Source organism: Bifidobacterium sp. MSK.17.10 (assembly GCF_019129655.1).
Lineage (GTDB): Bacteria > Actinomycetota > Actinomycetes > Actinomycetales > Bifidobacteriaceae > Bifidobacterium > Bifidobacterium adolescentis.
The window spans coordinates 55820-74507 of the sequence record NZ_JAHOJD010000010.1; the positions used below are offsets into that span (position 1 = coordinate 55820).

General features: G+C 57.9%; 16 protein-coding genes and 1 tRNA gene. 11 read left to right on the top strand and 6 right to left on the bottom strand.

The window, feature by feature from the left end; translation table 11 throughout:
* The first annotated feature begins 4 nt into the window (after positions 1 to 4).
* The 6 genes from KSX58_RS08955 to KSX58_RS08980 all read left to right on the top strand — a co-directional run bounded on the left by KSX58_RS08955 (position 5) and on the right by KSX58_RS08980 (position 4387).
* Complete coding sequence (locus KSX58_RS08955; protein WP_046999169.1) at positions 5 to 1000, top strand: Ppx/GppA phosphatase family protein; 996 nt, start codon at positions 5 to 7, stop codon at positions 998 to 1000.
* A 47-nt stretch (positions 1001 to 1047) separates the two neighbouring features.
* Positions 1048 to 1127 (top strand) — tRNA-Leu (locus tag KSX58_RS08960).
* A gap of 212 nt (positions 1128 to 1339) precedes the next feature.
* The gene (locus KSX58_RS08965; RefSeq protein WP_039774982.1) at positions 1340 to 1915 is read left to right on the top strand and encodes a hypothetical protein; all 576 of its coding nucleotides are present in this window, start codon (positions 1340 to 1342) and stop codon (positions 1913 to 1915) included.
* A 33-nt stretch (positions 1916 to 1948) separates the two neighbouring features.
* Positions 1949 to 3409 (top strand): L-serine ammonia-lyase, encoded by a 1461-nt coding sequence (locus KSX58_RS08970; RefSeq protein ID WP_055309243.1) that lies wholly within the window; start codon positions 1949 to 1951, stop codon positions 3407 to 3409.
* Positions 3410 to 3461: 52 nt separating this feature from the next.
* Positions 3462 to 3869 carry an FKBP-type peptidyl-prolyl cis-trans isomerase gene (locus tag KSX58_RS08975; RefSeq protein WP_003809595.1) on the top strand — a complete coding sequence of 136 codons (408 nt, stop codon included), beginning with the start codon at positions 3462 to 3464 and terminating at the stop codon, positions 3867 to 3869.
* A gap of 38 nt (positions 3870 to 3907) precedes the next feature.
* Positions 3908 to 4387, top strand: coding sequence for a transcription elongation factor GreA (locus tag KSX58_RS08980; protein WP_003809594.1), 480 nt, complete (start codon positions 3908 to 3910; stop codon positions 4385 to 4387).
* A 97-nt stretch (positions 4388 to 4484) separates the two neighbouring features.
* On the opposite strand, the gene KSX58_RS08985 is transcribed toward KSX58_RS08980, so the two are convergent.
* Positions 4485 to 5372, bottom strand: coding sequence for a hemolysin III family protein (locus tag KSX58_RS08985; RefSeq protein ID WP_217735680.1), 888 nt, complete (start codon positions 5370 to 5372; stop codon positions 4485 to 4487).
* A 131-nt stretch (positions 5373 to 5503) separates the two neighbouring features.
* On the opposite strand from KSX58_RS08985, the gene KSX58_RS08990 reads away from it, so the two are divergent.
* Positions 5504 to 6991, top strand: a complete 1488-nt coding sequence (locus tag KSX58_RS08990; RefSeq protein WP_033500243.1) for a sensor histidine kinase — start codon at positions 5504 to 5506, stop codon at positions 6989 to 6991.
* An 82-nt stretch (positions 6992 to 7073) separates the two neighbouring features.
* On the opposite strand, the gene KSX58_RS08995 is transcribed toward KSX58_RS08990, so the two are convergent.
* The 4 genes from KSX58_RS08995 to KSX58_RS09010 all read right to left on the bottom strand — a co-directional run bounded on the left by KSX58_RS08995 (position 7074) and on the right by KSX58_RS09010 (position 12135).
* The gene (locus tag KSX58_RS08995; RefSeq protein ID WP_003809589.1) at positions 7074 to 7352 is read right to left on the bottom strand and encodes a WhiB family transcriptional regulator; all 279 of its coding nucleotides are present in this window, start codon (positions 7350 to 7352) and stop codon (positions 7074 to 7076) included.
* Positions 7353 to 7456: 104 nt separating this feature from the next.
* The gene (locus KSX58_RS09000) at positions 7457 to 9220 is read right to left on the bottom strand and encodes an FtsK/SpoIIIE domain-containing protein (protein ID WP_011743078.1); all 1764 of its coding nucleotides are present in this window, start codon (positions 9218 to 9220) and stop codon (positions 7457 to 7459) included.
* A 93-nt stretch (positions 9221 to 9313) separates the two neighbouring features.
* Positions 9314 to 10666 (bottom strand): LCP family protein, encoded by a 1353-nt coding sequence (locus KSX58_RS09005; RefSeq protein WP_171025000.1) that lies wholly within the window; start codon positions 10664 to 10666, stop codon positions 9314 to 9316.
* Positions 10667 to 10731: 65 nt separating this feature from the next.
* Positions 10732 to 12135: an LCP family protein gene (locus KSX58_RS09010; protein WP_021913615.1), complete on the bottom strand. Its 1404-nt coding sequence runs from the start codon at positions 12133 to 12135 to the stop codon at positions 10732 to 10734.
* A 264-nt stretch (positions 12136 to 12399) separates the two neighbouring features.
* On the opposite strand from KSX58_RS09010, the gene KSX58_RS09015 reads away from it, so the two are divergent.
* Genes KSX58_RS09015 through KSX58_RS09025 form a run of 3 tightly spaced genes read left to right on the top strand, consistent with a single transcriptional unit; the run spans position 12400 to position 17363 of the window.
* Entirely contained in the window at positions 12400 to 12699 is a 300-nt protein-coding gene (locus tag KSX58_RS09015; protein WP_021913616.1) for a WhiB family transcriptional regulator, read from the top strand.
* 33 nt (positions 12700 to 12732) lie between these two features.
* Entirely contained in the window at positions 12733 to 15837 is a 3105-nt protein-coding gene (locus tag KSX58_RS09020) for a glycosyltransferase family 2 protein (protein WP_021913617.1), read from the top strand.
* Entirely contained in the window at positions 15834 to 17363 is a 1530-nt protein-coding gene (locus KSX58_RS09025; RefSeq protein WP_217735681.1) for a DUF5719 family protein, read from the top strand. The genes KSX58_RS09020 and KSX58_RS09025 overlap by 4 nt, the downstream gene beginning before the upstream one ends.
* A gap of 3 nt (positions 17364 to 17366) precedes the next feature.
* Here KSX58_RS09025 and KSX58_RS09030 read toward each other — a convergent pair whose 3' ends face one another.
* Positions 17367 to 17795 (bottom strand): metallopeptidase family protein, encoded by a 429-nt coding sequence (locus KSX58_RS09030; RefSeq protein ID WP_237976411.1) that lies wholly within the window; start codon positions 17793 to 17795, stop codon positions 17367 to 17369.
* 76 nt (positions 17796 to 17871) lie between these two features.
* Between KSX58_RS09030 and KSX58_RS09035 the strand changes: the two genes are divergently transcribed.
* Positions 17872 to 18678: an HAD-IIB family hydrolase gene (locus KSX58_RS09035; protein WP_011743085.1), complete on the top strand. Its 807-nt coding sequence runs from the start codon at positions 17872 to 17874 to the stop codon at positions 18676 to 18678.
* The last annotated feature ends 10 nt before the right edge of the window (positions 18679 to 18688 follow it).

The window sequence follows — 18688 nt, forward strand, 5'->3', positions numbered from 1 at the left end:
AGTAATGAAGTCGGTAACCGTTGCCGGTATTGATTGCGGCACGAATTCGATTCGTCTGAAAGTCTCGCGTGTGAGCGAGGACGGTGTGGAAGACATCGTTCCGCGCATCCTGCGGGTGATTCGTCTCGGTCAGGACGTGGACAAAACCCATCGCTTCGCCGACGAGGCGTTGGCGCGCGCCTATGAGGCCGCCCGAGAATTCGCCGGCGTGCTTGCCGAACATCCCGTGGACGGCATCCGCTTCGTGGCCACATCGGCCACCCGTGATGCCGAGAACCGTGAGGAATTCGAAGACAACATCGAGAAGATCTTGGGCGTGCGTCCCGAAGTCATTCCAGGCACGGAGGAAGCGGATTTAAGCTTCCTTGGTGCCACCAGCATCGTCCATCGCGAGGTCGAGGCCCCCTATCTGGTGGTCGATTTGGGCGGAGGTTCCACCGAACTGGTGCTGGGAGGCGACGGCGTCACCCATCCGAGCACGCAGGTGCAGGCCGCGTTCTCCATGAATATCGGGTCTGTCCGTATGACGGAGCGTCATCTGAAAAACGACCCGCCGACCGAGGGGCAGATCGCCGAGGCGGTCGCGGATATCGACGCGCATATCGACGAGGCGTTCAAGATCGTTCCCGCCGGCAAGACCCACACCATCATCGGCGTGTCCGGAACGGTCACCACCATGACCGCATTGGCTATGGGATTGACGGAATACGACCACACCGCCGTGGACGGCGCACGCTGCACGCTGGAAGATGCCTATGCCGTTGACGACCGGTTCCTGCACATGCCTCGTGAGGAGCGTCTGACCTACAAGACCATTCATCCCGGACGCGTCGATGTGGTCGGCGGCGGCGCATTGGTGTGGAACCGTGTGCTTGCCAAGGTGTCTGAAGCCGCATATGAGGATCATGGCCAGCGCATCGACTCCTTCATGGCCAGCGAGCATGGTCTGTTGGACGGCATCGTGCTGGATTACGGCAAGAGATTGCTTGCTGCGCGCTGACGTGGCATAATAGCTTGGCGTCGGCTTTTTCTTCTGGCCGGCGCAAAGCCTCCATGGCGAAATCGGTATACGCAGTCGACTTAAAATCGACCTCTTCGGATTGCGGGTTCGAGTCCCGCTGGAGGCACTTTTGGAAACCGCCAGAGATGGCGGTTTTCCTTTATTCTCCAACGGTTTTGGCATCATCGCGATTCACTGCGATTCAACCCTTTTCCACGGTGGGTTATGGAAAAATGTGGGCAATGTGTAGGCAAAATGTGGCATATCGTTCCCGAAACATTCCGTAGGTACACTGTCGGACATTACAAACCGTATGACACCGACTGAAACGGATGACGCATGACTTCGAAAGACATCAAGCCTGTAATCGAACAGCCCGCCACTGAAATCCCCCTGATGCTTGCGCAGGTGATTATCGTTGCCGGCGTGCTCGCTATCGGCGAAATCGCATGTTCTCCGCTGTACTTTACCTTGATGGACCATTCGTTGGCACTCGTTCCGTGGGCATTGGAAGCCGCATTCCTTGCCGTGGCGTTCACCTTCGTTGTGGGCTTCGCATTGTTGTGGTGCGCCGAATCGTTCACTTTCAAACTCAAGGAACGATTCCGCCCGTTCGGCTATGCGGCGGTAGGATTGATTGGATACGGCGTATGGAGCCTGCTGGTGTTCACCGCCACCATCAATTCGATACTCGCCAAAGTCGGGGAAAGCGTTCTTACCAACGGCCAGGTCGGCGCGATCGCGCTGAACGGAGCAGCCTTGGGCTTCGTCGCTTTCCTTTTCGCAAAACTGCTCGACGTCAAACTCGGCAATCGCAAAACCGTTGCGATAATTCTGCTTATCGCGGAAATCGTCATTGCCATCATCGGCCTACTCATCATGATTCGCATGTTCAGCGTGCTTTACGCGGCGTGACGGCGAAGACGCGGAAAAGAGAGCGCAATATACATGTTCAGCATTCTGGAGATGTTCACCATCGGCGTCGGCCCCAGCTCGTCGCACACCGTAGGGCCGATGGTCGCGGCCAGCAGATTCGCTGCCTCCCTTGAACGTGACGGCATACTGAACCGGGTCGGCCGCGTGCGAACGGTACTGTATGGTTCGCTCGCCCTGACCGGTCTTGGGCACGGTACCGATCGCGCCACGGTGGCGGGCTTGGAAGGCAACGTACCGAAAACCGTCGATACCGATCACATGAGCAATATCCGTATGGAATGCGAGGCAGGCGGCGAGCTGATGCTCAACGGCACGCATCGCATCGATTTCGATTACGGACGCGATGTGGTGATGGATGTATGGCACCGCATGGCGGCCCATCCCAACGGCATGCGATTCCAAGCCTTCGACCGGCAGAACAATCTCATCGACGAACAGGTCTGGTATTCCATTGGTGGTGGATTCGTCAGACAAGGCGACGCCGACGACCTGATGATCGGCATCCATGAGAAACCCCCTGCGGGAACGGCCTTCGCCGATCAGACCGACGATTCCTCAACCGATATCGATATGGACATGCCCTATCCGTTCACCACATGCGACGAACTGATCTCGCTGTGCGATGAACATCACATGAGTGTGGCCGATGTGGTGTGGGCCAATGAGACGGCCATGCGGTCCGCCGTGCAGGTGCGCAGCGATTTGGACACTGTATGGCATGTGATGCGCCGCTGCGTGCAGCACGGTTGCAATACCAACCAAACCGTTCTGCCTGGCGGCCTTGACGTGCCCCGCAGGGCGCCAAAAATGTATGCAAGGCTCGCATCCAACAGCGACGTGCTCAAACGGGACGGCAGGCGCTCCGACGCCGTACTCGAATCATCGGACGCCGCATGGGTCGACCTGTTCGCATTGGCGGTTTCCGAGGAGAACGCGGCAGGCGGACGCATCGTCACCGCGCCTACCAACGGTGCGGCTGGCGTCATTCCGGCGGTGCTCCACTATTATTGGCATTTCGTGGATCATGCGGATGAGGATGGTGTGGTGACGTTCCTGCTGACCGCAGGGGCGATTGGATACTTGTTCAAACGCAACGCGTCCATTTCCGGTGCCGAAGTCGGATGTCAAGGCGAGGTCGGCACAGCCTGTTCCATGGCCGCGGCGGGGCTGTGCGCCGTGATGGGCGGCACGCCTCACCAAGTGGAGAATGCCGCGGAAATCGGTATCGAGCACAATCTGGGACTGACCTGCGATCCGGTCGGTGGTCTGGTGCAGATTCCCTGCATCGAACGCAACGCCATGGCGTCCAATACCGCCATCAACGCGGTCCGTATGGCCATGCTGGGCGACGGCACGCATATCGTGAGTCTTGACCAAGCCATCAAAACCATGAAGGACACCGGCGAGGACATGATGGCCAAGTACAAGGAGACGTCGAAAGGCGGTCTTGCGGTCAATGTTGTTGAATGCTAGCGATGGATGGTGCTAATCTTGGTGACACTGTGTTTTTTCAAGGAGGTTCACCATGGCATCTGAAATGCCTGTTGTCAATGCCGAATTCGGCGATCGCCCGACCATCGAATTCCCGACTGAGATCGCTCCCGCCGGCCTGAAGGTCGTGGAGCTCTTTGAAGGCAATGGCCCGATGGTCCGCCGTGGAGACACCGTCACCGTCAACTACCATGGTGTGGTCTGGGGCAAGGACACCCCGTTCGACTCCAGCTTCGACCGTCACCAGCCGGCCACGTTCGGCATCGGTGTGGGACAGGTCATCAAGGGCTGGGATCAGACCGTTCCGGGACATAACGTCGGTTCCCGCCTGGTGGTGTCCATTCCGCCGGAGTACGGTTATGGCTCCCGTGGCGTTCCGCAGGCCGGCATCGGCGGCGAGGACACGCTGGTGTTCGTGATCGACATCATCTCCACCCGCTGATTGACGGGTATCATTCTTCCAAGGTCAAGGAGGATAACATGGCCGAAGAAAAGACGATCCTGCTGACGCAGGAGGCGTACGACAAGATGAAAGAAGAACTCGCCTGGCGTGAGGGCGAGTACCGTGACGAGATTCTGTCCAAGGTCTCCGCGGCGCGTGCCGAAGGCGATTTGAGCGAGAACGGCGGCTATCAGGCTGCCCGTGAGGCGCAGCGCGTGAATCAGGGACGCATCGACGAACTGACCGTCAAACTGCGCAATGCGAAGATTCTGACTGCGCCCAAGGCCGGTGAGGTCGGTGACGGATCCCTAGTGACCCTTGAAGTCAACGGACGTGAAATGGTGTACGTGCTTGGCACGCGAGACCTGTCCATCGCCACGGATTACAGCATCATCAGTCCTGAATCGCCGATTGGCGCCGCCATCAATGGCGCTCATGCCGGAGATACGGTGACCTATACCGCTCCGAACGGCCGTGAGATTTCCGTGACCATCAAGGAAGCCAAGCCGCTCGCCTGACATACGTGTGACGAAAACAACAGCCCGTTCCTCCATCGCATTCGTACGATGAGGGGACGGGCTTATTTTGTTTTGTCCATGTGGGGTTGATTACGCCTTAGGGCCACAATTGCACGATCACCATGTAGATGGCCACCATGTGGCAGGCGTATCCCGCCACGGTTCCGGTATGGAAGATCTCATGGAAGCCGAACACCTTCGGCCAGGGGTTGGGCTTGCGCAGCGCATACACGATGGCTCCGGCGATATAGCAGGCGCCGCCGGCACACAGCAGTATCACCACGGTAGGTCCGGCATAGGGGGACATCCAGAACAATCCCATGAACGCGACGCCGGACACGCCGAAAATAATATAGACAAGAACATAAAGCCAGCGAGGCGCGCTGATCCAGATGACATGGATGATGAGCGCCACTGTGGTGCAGATCCACATGCCCGCGATGATGGAATCACGCCAGAATGGCGTGAGCGCGAAGGAAACGGGCGTATAAGTGCCGGCGATCAGCAAAAAGATGTTCATATGGTCGATGCGACGGAGCACATCGGTAACCCGTGGTGACCAATCTCCCAGATGATAACAGGCGGAATTGCCGAACAGTACCAGCGAGCAGGTCATGAACACGGCGCACGCCCATTTGAGCCCGGTGCCATGAGCGAGGCAGATCAGCACGATGCCCGCGGCAAGAGCCAGGGGAGTGGCGATGGCGTGGATCCAGCCACGCAGGAGCGGCTTTGGCCTGCCATGCACGTCGAGTCTGATTTTGCGTTCGATTTCGGCGGGGACGATGCCTTCGATTTTTGCGGCATGGGCTTCGCCTTTGGCGATGGCACGTTTGGCTTTTGCATCCGCCTTGCGTCGAATGTTCTCGGCCTTATTGTGCGCCTTCACGCGAATGGTCTCAGCTTTCGCCTGCAGGGCCTGCTCGCGTGCTTCGGCGATGACCGCGCGTTTCGCCTCGATTTCTGCGTTTGTAGGTTTCGCCATCGGATGCCTCCACTATAAGTTACGGAACCGTAACCTACGTTAGCGTAACCGTCGGATATGTCAATCGGCGTTTCCGCATTATACGTGGGCATATGGTATGCAACCTCGCCATTGATGCGTATTATGGTTGCATGGCTGATTTCTCACATATCCTGATGACCCGTCCGGATTTCGGTGACGACGATCGTGAATGGTTGCACCAGTTGGTGGCCGATTGGCAGGTGATTGCCGATTTGAGTTTCGCCGACTTGCTGCTAATCCTGCAGAACGGCGAGGGCAAGTACATCATTGCCGAGCAATGCCGTCCGTCCACGGTGATGAGTCTGAGAGCCGAGGATGTGGTCGGCAACGTCGTCCCGGAATCCCTGTGCGCCGAGCTTGACGCGGCCATGGACTCCGAATCGGTGTTCCGCTCCTCGAAACTGCGTACGGTCGGCAAGGCCAAGGTCTGCAACGTGTACGCCCCGGTGCGTCATAATGGCAAGACGCTTGGCTTGGTGGTCCGCGAGACCAACATGGCCACACGCGAATCGAACGGCCGTTATGAGTCCGAAAGCATCAGCGCCGGCAAACAGCTGTATGAGATGATTCCGCGCGGCCAGTTCCCGTACCGTAACCCGGTTATGAACCAGCGCCATAACGCACGTGTGGCGGATGGCTTCATCGTGCTCACCGTCGACGGCATCGTCCGATACGCGTCTCCGAACGCCATCAGCTGTTTCCGTCGTTTGGGATCGGTCAGCACCATGCAGGGGGAGTATCTGAGCGAGATCGGCACCAAACTGCTGCATGAGAACGATCCGGTGCTGGAAACGCTGCCATTGGTACTGAGCGGCAAAGCCGCGGTGGATTCCGAATTGGACGCCAACAAAGCCGCGGTGTCCATGCGCTCTCTGCCGTTGATGGACGCCAATGGTCGCGTGGGTGGTATCGTGCTGTGCCGTGACGTCAGCGAATTGCGCCGCCGCGAGAAGGAATTGCAGACCAAGGACGCCACCATTTCCGAGATTCACCATCGTGTGAAGAACAATCTTCAGGCGGTATCCGCGTTGCTGCGCTTGCAGGCGCGCAAGACCAAGTCCGAAGAGGTCAAAAAGGAGCTCAAGGAAGCACAGCGCCGCGTGCAGACCATCGCCATGGTGCATGAGGGATTGAGCCAGACCGCCGATGAGATCGTCGACTATGACAAGGTCATTTCCAACCTGCTTAAGATGGCCGTCGATTTGGCTACGATGCGCGACCAGCACATCGATGTCGATTTCGTAGGCAAATTCGGCATGATGCCGGCACAGGATGCCACGCCGCTATCGTTGGTGCTTACCGAACTGATCACCAATTCGGTGGAACACGGTTTCGAAGGGCGTAAGGAAGGGCATATCACGATTTCCGTGGGCCGCGGTGGCAATAACCTCAACGTGGTGGTGGAGGATGATGGCACCGGCTTGGCGGATGAGGAGCATGATGGCATGGCTCGCTCTTCCGGATCAGGGCTTGGAACACAGATCATCAACACGTTCGTCACCAATGATTTTGGCGGAACGGTGCATTGGGAGCCACGTCGCGGTGGTGGTACCCGTGTGGTGCTCGACATGAAACTGCGTGCCGCGCAAGATAACTGACCTCTAGAACTGGAATGGCATATGGAAGGGCCGGTCGGATTCCATCGAATCCGACCGGCCCTTCCATATGCCCTGAAAAGAATCAGACCTGCATCTGCATGGCCTGCGAGCGACGTGCACGCATCGCGCGCCGCTTGAGCGCGCGCCGCTCGTCTTCGCTCAGACCGCCCCAAACGCCGTAGTCCTGATTGGTGTCGAGCGCGCATTTCAGACACGCGTCAATCACCTTGCAGGTACGGCAAACGGCCTTGGCTTCTTCGATTTGCTGATAGGCGGCACCGGTGTTGCCGACCGGGAAAAACAGTTCCGGATCCTTATCCCGGCACGCGGCCTTGGCTCGCCAATCGAAAGCACTGCTCATGTAATCGCCTTCCTCTTGCCATAAGTGGCGTTCTATCCGTTATTTAGATAACCACGAATCGGATGATTTTTCAAGACTTTTTCGCAAAAGAAGCCAAGTTTTTTTTAGAATCCTTGGAATTCCGCGCATTGCACGGGACATGCCCGTGCTTGTTGGATGAAGACCCCACGCCCGGCAATGGCATAGTCATCGACGCCGAAACCGTCGAGAACCGCGCTGGGAATCCCCATCATCACATCGGTGGCTCTCTCTCCGCAAGGAAACGCAACACGTGTGAGGCAACGTTCAAGTAGGGTGCTTTGCGGCTTTTCCACAGCTGCGATTACCGTGACGGACGGATCGGCGAGTGCGGTCTTGAGCTTATCGGCTTCGGGCATGGCCGCGAAAGGGGAGAGCAATTCGTCGGCGTCATCCACGAACCATATGGTGCGTTCGTGCTGCGGCGATGTTCTGCCGTCGTCGGTGGTCCATTCGCTGTTCGTCTTGCGTGTGAACCGGATGGTGCAGCGACCGGATTCATAGAGACGGCTGGCGCAGCAGAGCAGCAGATTGGTTTTGCCGCTTCCGCATGCGCCAATCACGGCGATGTTGCCGTGTCCTACGTCAAGGAATGCGGTGGAGATGAGTACACCGTCGTCGCTCAAAGCAAAAGGCACATGGTGCCATGCCTCTCGCTGTGGCGCCGTCAAATCGTCTTTGCCTGCATGTGGTGCGAGCGGCGCGGAGAACAAAGGGGAGGGATTGGTGGTGCCGCTGAATGCCGATGCGGTGTTGATGGCATGCACCAAGGAATCAATGTCATGGACCGCGCTGCAGCGGAAAGGAACAGTGCGTTGACCGTCATGACAGTAAGCGGCACCGGGGAAGGCCGGTGGAATCAAAGCTGCATCCTTGGTGCCGATCAGTTCATTCGATTGCATTTGGTCGGTGACGCGTAGGCAGATGCTCAGCGATATGTTGGCCTTCATATCGGCATGGACCTGACCCATGGGATTTTGCGTGCATACGATGAGATGCATACCCAAAGAGCGTCCGAGCGACGCCAATCGATTGAGTCGCTGCATATAGTCGGGTAGACGGTCGCGCAATGCATGGAATTCGTCAATGACCACCACGAGCCGTGCAGGGGGATGGGAAAGCTGGTCGAATCTGGAAACGCGTTCGGCACTTACCAAGGCCTCCCTGCGTGCCAATTCTTGTTCTATGGCGTTCAGCGCACGGACGGCATGGGCGAGGTCAAGATCGCAGACGTTGCCCACGGTATGCGGCAGACGCTCCAAAGCGTTGAAGGTCGATCCTCCTTTGAAATCCAGAAAGACGAAATGGAGGGTTTGAGGACTATGCCGAATCGCCAATGCCATGCACCAACTGATCAGCAGTTCGGATTTCCCCGAGCCTGTGGTCCCCGCGACCATGGCATGTGGTCCGGATGATGCCAGATCTATATGGAATATGCCATGTTCTGACATGCCGATGCCGTTCGTTGGGGAACGGACAAGCCAATTACGCACGATGGTGCGCCATATGAGCGGGTCGTTGTCCAGGCCATGCAGATGCTCAAAACTTATGGACGGCATGTCGGCGAAAAGCTGAGCATGGTCGATTTCGTTTCCGTTATGATGCGTTGGAACCGGCGAATCGCTTCCAGTAATGGTGTTGCTGTTCGTTTCTTCATGCCTGACGCGCATGATCATGGTGATGAGCATCAATGCGCTGCCGAGCAGACTCGGAGCGAGCATCGCCGCATAGAGCCAATGACGTTGCATACACATGACAATCAGCATGATGAGCTGCGCCAGCAAAGGCGCGCTCCAACTCAATACAGTGAGATGTTGTTCGCTTATACGGTGAGGGGCCTTTTTGTTCATACGGCCAGCATGGGCAAGAGCGGCGGCATGCCGCAAGCCAATATGAGGGTTGTGGTCGGAGGATGTGGGTTATCCACATCCTCCGGCGTGTCGTCAGTTTTGCTGTTCGGCCAGCGTGCCCACGGTTCCTGCGGAATGCGTGCCGTGTGAGAGTTCGGAGAAAAGCTGGATGTTCTTCGCGTCATTCAGCAGAACGCACGATCCGACCCCATCGACGTAATAGTCCGGATCGGTCCAATACACGCTTCCCGAAATGCCATCCTTGCCTGAGGCGCTTTTGAAAGCCAACGCCATCCGAAGCAGAGAGGAAGTCGATGCTTTCTCATCCACGGTTACGGAGCTCAACGCCGCTGCGGCGACCTTTTTGGTCTTGTTGAAATTCGTGAGCGTCTGTTTGGAAGCGCCCTTCTTGACGATGGCGTTGATCACCTGGCGCTGACGTGCGGCACGGCCGAAATCGCCTTGCACATCGGCATATCGCATACGGGAGAACGCCAAAGCGGTGTTGCCGTCCACGGTGTGGCATCCGGCGGTCCAGTTCATACCCGAATAAGGGTCATTCACATTCTGGTCGTAGCATAGGTCCACGCCTCCCAAGGCATCGACCACTTTGACGAGTCCGCCGAAGCGGACCATTGCCACATGGTTGATTTTCTGGCCGGTGATGTCCTCCACCTCGTTGACCAACTGTTTGCGGCTGTACAGCTGCGCCACGGCGTTGATCTTCATATAGCTCCCATCGATTTCCACCAGGGAATCGCGAGGAATGGAAATCAGCGAGGACGATCCTGTCTTCGGCTTGGTGAGTACAAGAATGGTGTCGGTTCTGAAACCTTCGACGTCGCCGGCGTCTCCGATGGTGCCCTCACGTTCGTCGGAGCCAAGAATAAGCCAGCTTTCGCCGGCGGTGTCCGCTTTGGATGTCAGCCAGGTCTGTTTGTTGAGCTGGTCATCGACCCAGTTCCAAGCGGAGAATACCCCTATTCCCAGTGCGAGAATCAGTACAAGGAAAATGGAAAGGACGATACGTCCGACGCGAGGTCTTCTTTTTGGCACGGAAGCCGTCGCTGGAGAGGATGGAACAGATCGGAGCGCCGTGGAGACGGAGGATGACCCCCGGAACTGCTGCGTTGGATTGGCCGTGCGGGTATGTTCTGGAGCGAAGGACACCGGAGATGATGAAGGGTTTCTTCTTGTCTCGCTCGTTGCCCGTGCCGCAGGCTGGAAGCTTTGCGGAACCGAGGAAGAAGGACGCGCCGTGCGTTTGGCCGGTTTTACAGATGATGCATGGTCAGAACGTTTCGCCGGTGCGAAACTCGCTGGCTGGCTCGGTGCGCTTTGCGAGCGGGAGGAATCCGTGGACGGCATGGTTTTTTTGCGTCCTGATGACGGAATGAAACTTGGTGGCACGCTCGTAGGCTCTTTTGCTCCTTTGCCTTCACTCATGGTTCCTCCAAAAAGATTCGTCCCTGCGTCATACGTTGAAAGGGGACGTGATTGCGTGGTCTACGTCAGTTCTTTGCCGGAACGGCACATACGGTCGCATTAAGGTATCGATCCGCAAGGCCGATATACTGGCCCGTGGTCGCGTCATGAATGGAGCCGTCATCCGGGTCGACGGTGCCGCCAGTGCTTGGATCGACCAACGTGCCGTCGGATTTGGTGATCAGTCCCGTGACGGGATCGGGAGTCTCGGCAGTGGTGTCCGACTGGTTGCTGTCGGTCGTGCCGGAATCGTCGGAGCTGGCTGAATTATCTGAACTGGTGTCGGAGGAGTCGCCCGAGTTTGAATCGGCGGTATCGAAAATCGGCTTGCCCGCTCGCATCTTCTCCCAGAGATTGTCGGCTTCGTCGGTCCAGACGGAACGGTTGGGGTCGGACGGTGCTGGGACCACGGGGACGGTCTGGGTCTGCAGGTTGGTCATGGTGAAATTTTTCAGGCTCATGGCAAGTCCCGCCAAAGCCGCGGTATCAGCCATGCCTTGGGATATGTTGAGCGATTTCAGCGCGGATTTCGCCAGCTGGTACAGCTGCGCGGTATCAGTGAACAGATTCTTGCTGAGCGCCTCGCTCATCAGCTGCTTGATGAGATACTGCTGACGTGTGGTACGCGAGGTGTCGGATCCGTCTCCTATGCCGTGACGGATCCGGGCGTACTGCGTCGCCGCAACGCCGTCAAGATGGTGCATGCCCTTGTCGAGATTGAGTCCGGTGTACGGGTCGTTGACGTTCTGCGGAATGCACAGGTCCACGCCGCCGACTGAATCAATCATCTTGACCAGGCCGGCGAAGTCCACGACGATGAAGTTCTGAATATTCAACCCGGTGAGACTGTTCACGGCGTTCAGCGTGCAGCTGGCCGCCGAGGAGAGATCTCCGCCGGTTTTGTAGGCACCTGCGAAGATGGAATTGAACATGACGTTATACTGTGCGGGAATCGTGCCCTTCGACGTTTCGCACTGAGGCACGTCCACCAGGGAATCTCGTGGAATGGAGACCAGGTTGATTTCCTTGCGGTCGGCGGAGATCTGCACAATCATGGCGGTGTCGGCCTGATGGTTGCCGATGACGTCATCGAAACTGCCTCCGATGGCTTGGTTCTCCGCGCCGTCACGGGAATCCTGTCCGATCAGCACGAACTCGATCGGCTTGCCGGAGTTCGGATCGATGATGGATGCGTCCGTATTCAGGGAACCCTGGCCGATCACGCCGACCGAATTGTTCTTGATGATGCCATTGACGTCCATCCAAGTAGCGGCAGCTGCAGTGCCGACGAACACCAGAGTCGCGGCGATTGCCGCGGCGACTGCGGTCCTGACGTGATGCTGCACGCGATATCCCAGGCTGTGACGTGGTTTCGCATCCTGAAGACCATTGATGTTAGGAAGCTTATTGCCGGTTGATGACGTTGCCACGGTGTTGCCTTCCTGATTGAGATGCGCGTTTGACGCAATGCTTTTAGAACCTACCACTATCCAAATGGGCAATTATAGGGTTAATGGCCGATTTTCACCGATTCTGCGACTGTAGACCCCAGATTGGGCTGAACTTTAGCATGGATTTTCTGAAATATAGGCATTGACACGGGGAAACTTGACAAAATTACATTGCGTGTGTGTAATTTGAAGCGGTGTGAAAGTATGCGCATAAAAGGTGCGCACACAATTATGGGAGGACTCATGTGGGGCGTGACTGATGAGTCTTCTGAGAATCCGCTTGCTGAACTGTGGGGTTTGTTCAAGCGGGATGATGACGTGTCTTGGCAGCACAAAGCGCTGTGCTCGCAGACCGATCCCGAAGCATTCTTCCCGGAAAAAGGCGGTTCCACCAGGGATGCGAAGAGGGTTTGCGCCCAGTGTGAAGTCCGTGAACAGTGTCTGAAATGGGCCATCGACCATGATGAGCGTTTCGGTATCTGGGGCGGTATGAGCGAGCGTGAGCGTCGTCGCTACAAAAAAGAGCACAAGGAACGGGCTTGAAGGCATGGTGCGTCCCGTGCGTACACTTAAATTATGAATTCTAACGCCAGCAGCGATATCCAGACAATCGTGACCGATGTGCTGAACAGCAGACCGTATACGCATCGGCAGGACGTCGATATGTCCGTGGCTGCGGTGATCACCGCGCAGCATGACCTTCGATTCCTCGCTTCTACCGTTGGAGCGGTGCTTGCGCAGCGCATGCTTCCAGGAATGATCGTTATCGCCGATTGCACGGGGCAGATCGAGCAGCCCATGCAGATGACCTTCGATGTCATTCACTCATCACAGGATGTGCTTACGGAAGTGCCGGAAGCCAAAACGGTGAGGGTCATTCTGGTGGGAGTGAAGCAGGCGGCGTCCTTCATGGACGCTGTAACGCGTGCGATGGATCAGATCGGCATTGATGCCGGCATCCGCGCGTTGTGGACCTTGCATGACGATTCGCGGCCGGCGGATGACCGGTGCTTCGAGACGTTGCTGGATGCGTGGAGAAACACGCCGACAGCCGCGCTGCTCGGTGCCAAGCAGTTGGATTGGCAGGCGAAGAACCTGCACAATGTGGGTTTGTATGCCGGGCACCATGATGTCGTTTCCTTGGTGGTCGACGGCGAGCCTGACCAGGAGCAATATGACGGGCGTCAGGATGTGCTGTCGGTCTCCCTATCGGGCGCGTTGGTGCCGTTGGCTACGTTGCGTGCGTTCGAAGGGGCTGACCCCTGGTTCGGCACCTTCGCGGAATCCACGGACCTGTGCCGCCGCATATGTCTTGGCGGTGGGCGTGTCGTAGTGGTTCCCCAGGCTCGCATCGCCCACAGAAGAGCCCGATTCGAAGGAATCCGTTCCAAGAACGGGCGCCCTGTGGAAGACGAGGACGGTCGCATCGATCCGTATCTTGCCGTACGCGAGGCGAATGCCAAATACGCGTACACTGACATGCACCGTTCATGGTGGCCGTTGCTTTGGCTGTGGTCCATCATCCAGTCGTTGGGATTGGCCGTGCTTTGCTTGGCGCGCAAACAGCCGTATCATGCATGCTGCGAGCTGGCGATGCCGTGGCGTGCGCTGCTGCGTCTGCGGGGTGCTTGGCGCGCCCATGCGCGGTTGCGCAGGCAAAGCAAGGTCACGCTTAAATCGCTATCCACGCTGTCTGCGAATCATCGGCAGGTCAGGGAATGGCTCGACCGTCGCCGTGCGTTGCGCGACCAGAGGGATGTCGTGCTGCTCAGTCCTCTTGAGAAGGACCATCTGCGTAAACGGTTGCTGCGTAGATGGGGATTGGCCTTCGGCGCGGCGCTGATTGCCGGCATATGGATAGTCGTGCTGTATTGGGACGTGCTTCGTTCCGTATGTTCGGGTGCGTCGATGTATTCCGCACAGCTGTTGCCCACGGGCGCGAGCTTCACCCAGTTGCTTCATACCGCGACCACGTCATGGTCGTATGCCTCAGGCACGGGCATCAGTGCGCCTAACGCGCCATGGCTGTTGGTACTTGCGCTGGCGTCGGTGCTCACTGGTGGACATGTTGCCGGAGCTGTCGGACTGATGTTCTTCCTTGCAGCCCCGCTCACGGTGTTTTCCTTCTGGGCGCTGGCCGGCATCTTCACCCGCTCGGATGCGGTGCGCTGCGTGGTCGCGTTGGCGTGGTTCGCGTTGGCGTTGTCCATGGGACTTTATGATGACGCGGATGTCACGATGCTGACGGTCATGGTGTTTCTTCCGGCCGCTTTCGCCTTCTCGTTCCGTGCGGTCGGCATGTATCGGACGGAGGATCTGGTCAATCCCCACGCGTCGGTCCAGGCGGCGGCGGTTGCGGCGCTGTGTTTCATTCCGGTCGTCGCCGCGCAGCCGCAGTTGTTGCTGCCGCTGATGCTCACCTTCCTGGGATTCCTGCTGTTCGTCCGCTCCCATAAGCCCGCGTTGCTTCTGATTCCGCTTCCGGCGGCGTTCGTATGCGCGCCGACGTTGGTCAATGCCGTTCGTTTCGCTTCCGACGGTACATGGCGTCAGCTGTTCGGCAGCGTCATGCTGCCCTCCTCCGCGCATGATGGCAAACCGGTCGTCGCGAATCTGTCTGATCTGTTGCTGCGGGTGTTCGGCATCGGCGCCGACGGTGGCGCATGGCGGTATGTGGCGGTTTCCATACTGGCGTTGATCGTATTGCTGGCCGCGGTGTCATTGGTGTTGCCTTTCGTGCTGCGCGTGTCCCGTATGATGTGGGTCGCCGTGTTCGCGGGATTGGCGACGGCCTTGCTGTCCGCGGCGATTGCGGTGGCCGTCGATGTGGATGGTCCGGTCTCCGGTTCCATGCTTCCGGGAACCACATATGCGATGATGGGCTTGCTCGCCTGCATCTGCATGATGTCGGGCGGCGCGGTTCGACGTTTCGTCATGCTGAGACAGCATGAGAAGACCGGCGCCGTCGAAATCGAAGGACGCGGCTCGAAGGCAGTGTCGATTGCCTCGCATGTGGGTCGTGCCGTATTGGTTTGCCTGTTGGCCGTCTCCGTCGTGGCCTGTGCGGGATTCAACTATGTCGAATGCGATCACAGCCAGGTAAAGACCAGCGATGCTGGACTGCCGATGGTGGCGACCGATTTCCTTGGGCAGGATGATGCACGTCGCGTGCTTGCCTTGCGTGCCGATAGCGCCGAATCGGTCAGCTACAGTGTGATGCGTACCGGTCGTGGCGACTTGATTGACAGCTCTCCCGCGCAACGCGTCGAAGTGGTTTCGGGACGTTCCGACGGGTCCAGCAGAACCATTGCGCAGGATTGCGCCCAGTTGCTGGCCAATGCCGATTCCGATGCCATCAACGAGCTTGGCAAGTTGGGCTTCGGCGGCATTTACGTTATCAAGCAGAACGGCGACAAAGCGCAGCGAGAGGCCTCGAACCAGCTCAATTCGAACATTGGAGCCTCTGACGGGACACAGAATGTCGTCAGTCTGGATAATGGCACGTATTATCGTTTGACGGTTCAGGATCTATCCAAGCAGCATATCGATCGAAGCGGGCTTGATAAGGCCGGCTCAAGTGTGTGGCGTCGTTCATGGCTGTGGTGCATGGGCGTCGTTCTTGTAGCGTATTGCCTGGTGGCGCTTCCGCGCATTCGTCGTCAGGGTCTGGAGGAAGCATGAGCAGACATTCTCGTCCCAATACGCCTTTGCGTATTGCGCTTGCCGTAATCTCGGTGTTGCTCATCGTGGTCCTGATGGCCGTGACGCTCATATACCGGCCATCATGGCTGCATGCGGACACGCCCACGGTGGAACGCTCCTCGGTGGGTCGTACCGTCAGCCCCCGGCAGCGGCAGACGTACTGCCCGTCTCGCATGACCATTGCCGATACCGATGCCTATGGAGATAGCGAATACCAGGCATCCAACGGCAATATCGCGTCTTCCGCGAGATACGCCGCCTTCGGTTCGGTGTTCCATTCATCCGTCGCCTCGATGGGAGCCGACATGACGGCATCCGTGTCGATGCTGGACAAAAAAGACGACTCGTCCGATGACATCTTTGTGGCTTCCGGCAATGTCGATGACGGCTCCCGATTGCAAGACACGCGTCTGCTGACGGCTTCGAACGGTACCGGCGCGGTTTCCTCAGTGATGTCATGGGCCACGGACGGTGATTTGAAGGGCGTATCAGCAGCCTCCTGCGTCGTGCCGGCGCTGAAACAGGCGTTCCTGCTTTCCGGTACGAAGACCGGCTTGACGCAACAGCTTGTTGTGGCCAATCCCTCCGCCAAGGACACATCGGTGACCATCAGAATCTGGGGCTCCGACAAATCCGGCGCGCTGGCGCTCTCCACCGGATCGACGCTGACCGTGGCCTCAGGCAAGGAAACGGTACTGAATCTTTCCGCAGCTGCTTCCGGCCAAGACGCGCTGTATGCCACGGTGACTGGAACTGACACTCCTGTGGCCGCAATCGTCCGCACCGTCTCCATGGACGGATTGACCTCAAAGGGATCGGATTACGCGCTTCCGAATAACGCTTCCGCGAAATCTCTGGCCCTCTACGGCTTGAATGGCGGAGACCATGCGACACTGTACCTGTATACGTCCCGCAAAACGGATGTCACCGTATCCTGGATCGACTCCAAGGGGGCACAGCAGACCAATCAGCAGGAGCTGAAGGCGAACCGCGCGTCCGCCATCGATCTTGGAGACGTTCCAAAATCCGCTACCGGCATCGCCATAGCCGCTTCCGAACCGGTGTCTGCCACGGCGAAGATTTCAGACGATGGCCCCGATGGGCAGTCCGATTTCGCCCTAGTCAATGCGTCCGCTCCGGCGAAGATCTCCGCCATCGCGGTTCCTGACCAATCCACCGCGACGGTAGGCTTCGTCAACACCGCGGATGGGGATCGGACCGCGATCATGACGGCTTACGACACGGACGGCAAACAAGTGGACAGGCGTGAAATCGCCATCCGTCCCTCGGCCTCGACGTCGGTGCGCATCGCCGATATTAATGATGGCGATGTCGCCGCCATCCGTTTGAAGGATCCCGCCCAAGCCGTGGTCTGGAATCTTCGTGTCGGACAGAAAGATGTGTCCGGTGCGAAACTCGCCGGACTTGCCATCATCGGCGCCGTCGATTTGAAGGAGGCCAGAGAGCAGGTCTGGGCGAATCAGGATATGACTGTTGTCCGTTGAAAGTCACATGCCCCAATCAGGATCTATTTCTTCCGGACGGCGTCCGTAGATTTCCGCCAGACGTGAGACCACCTCGTCCCTGATTGCGAATTGCAGGTCCATACGGTTACGGGCATGCGATTGCAGCGGCATGCGGTACAGCACGATACGGGGTGGAATACCGTGCCCGGCGGGGAATGACTGCGATCCAAGATGCGGAACGTCCTCCCAAGGCGCGGGATCGGATGGCGGAACATCCTCCACAGCGAATTGGACCGGAGCTATGAGCTCAGGCCATGCCCCGTTGAGTCTGCGGATTTGCGCCACCAGCATATCGTCGAACATACCGCTTCTGGTACGGTACCGGGGCAGTCTGGTACCAAACATGGGCGTACGCGTGCCACGTCCATGGCGGTTGCGGTATATCGGGGTCTTCCAAGGCATCTGTTGCATGGTTTCTACCTTATCAGGGCTTATTCGAAACATGCGATACCATGGTATGGGCTGCTCGACAAGGGGAGAAATGATCATGGCGGATATTTCCGTACCTTATTGGAACATCGTTGATGTCAACATGCTGTGCGAAGGCGCGCGGCTGATTGGGTTTGACCTCGACAACACGTTGGCGCGGTCCAAGAAACCTATGAAAGCGGACATGGCCGAATGCTTCTCTGCATTGACATCATTGATTGACGTCGCGGTGATCACCGGCGGCAAATACTCGTTGCTGCAAAGTCAGGTGGTGGACAGGCTGTCCGACCATGCCGACAAGTCGAAACTTCACCTCATGCCGACCAGCGGAACCCGCTACTACCGGTGGGACGGGCAACGGTGGGGGAAAGTGTTCTCCCACGATCTAAGCGACGAGGACCGTGCCAAGGCGAAGGAATCGCTGGAACGGAATGCTCGTGAGCAGGGCATTTGGGCCACTCATGTCTGGGGCGAGCGCATCGAGGACAGAGGCAGTCAGATCACCTTTTCCGCATTGGGGCAGCTTGCCCCCGTCGAGGCCAAGGAGGCATGGGACCCCACCAACGAGAAGAAGAACCGATTGGCCTGTGCGGTTGCTGCCGAACTACCGAATCTTGAAGTAAGACCTGGAGGCTCCAGCAGTGTTGATATCTCACAGCGTGGCGTCGATAAGTCGTTCGCCGTCCGTGAACTCGCGGATATTCTCGATATCGAGGTCGGTCAGATCGTGTTCATCGGAGACCGGATGGAACCCAACGGCAATGATTATCCCGCGGCGAAGGCCGGCACAAGGGCTGTCAAAGTGAACGGTCCCGCGGATACCGTGAAATTATGCGGCGAGATTATCGCCAGATTGTCCCGATGACGGAGCCGGT

Bases quoted from the DNA above. Each gene is read 5' to 3' on its own strand.
- KSX58_RS08955 (WP_046999169.1), top strand. From the start codon at position 5: ATGAAGTCGGTAACCGTTGCCGGTATTGATTGCGGCACGAATTCGATT.
- KSX58_RS08965 (WP_039774982.1), top strand. From the start codon at position 1,340: ATGACTTCGAAAGACATCAAGCCTGTAATCGAACAGCCCGCCACTGAA.
- KSX58_RS08970 (WP_055309243.1), top strand. From the start codon at position 1,949: ATGTTCAGCATTCTGGAGATGTTCACCATCGGCGTCGGCCCCAGCTCG.
- KSX58_RS08975 (WP_003809595.1), top strand. From the start codon at position 3,462: ATGGCATCTGAAATGCCTGTTGTCAATGCCGAATTCGGCGATCGCCCG.
- KSX58_RS08980 (WP_003809594.1), top strand. From the start codon at position 3,908: ATGGCCGAAGAAAAGACGATCCTGCTGACGCAGGAGGCGTACGACAAG.
- KSX58_RS08985 (WP_217735680.1), bottom strand. From the start codon at position 5,372: ATGGCGAAACCTACAAACGCAGAAATCGAGGCGAAACGCGCGGTCATC.
- KSX58_RS08990 (WP_033500243.1), top strand. From the start codon at position 5,504: ATGGCTGATTTCTCACATATCCTGATGACCCGTCCGGATTTCGGTGAC.
- KSX58_RS08995 (WP_003809589.1), bottom strand. From the start codon at position 7,352: ATGAGCAGTGCTTTCGATTGGCGAGCCAAGGCCGCGTGCCGGGATAAG.
- KSX58_RS09000 (WP_011743078.1), bottom strand. From the start codon at position 9,220: ATGAACAAAAAGGCCCCTCACCGTATAAGCGAACAACATCTCACTGTA.
- KSX58_RS09005 (WP_171025000.1), bottom strand. From the start codon at position 10,666: ATGAGTGAAGGCAAAGGAGCAAAAGAGCCTACGAGCGTGCCACCAAGT.
- KSX58_RS09015 (WP_021913616.1), top strand. From the start codon at position 12,400: ATGTGGGGCGTGACTGATGAGTCTTCTGAGAATCCGCTTGCTGAACTG.
- KSX58_RS09020 (WP_021913617.1), top strand. From the start codon at position 12,733: ATGAATTCTAACGCCAGCAGCGATATCCAGACAATCGTGACCGATGTG.
- KSX58_RS09025 (WP_217735681.1), top strand. From the start codon at position 15,834: ATGAGCAGACATTCTCGTCCCAATACGCCTTTGCGTATTGCGCTTGCC.
- KSX58_RS09030 (WP_237976411.1), bottom strand. From the start codon at position 17,795: ATGCAACAGATGCCTTGGAAGACCCCGATATACCGCAACCGCCATGGA.
- KSX58_RS09035 (WP_011743085.1), top strand. From the start codon at position 17,872: ATGGCGGATATTTCCGTACCTTATTGGAACATCGTTGATGTCAACATG.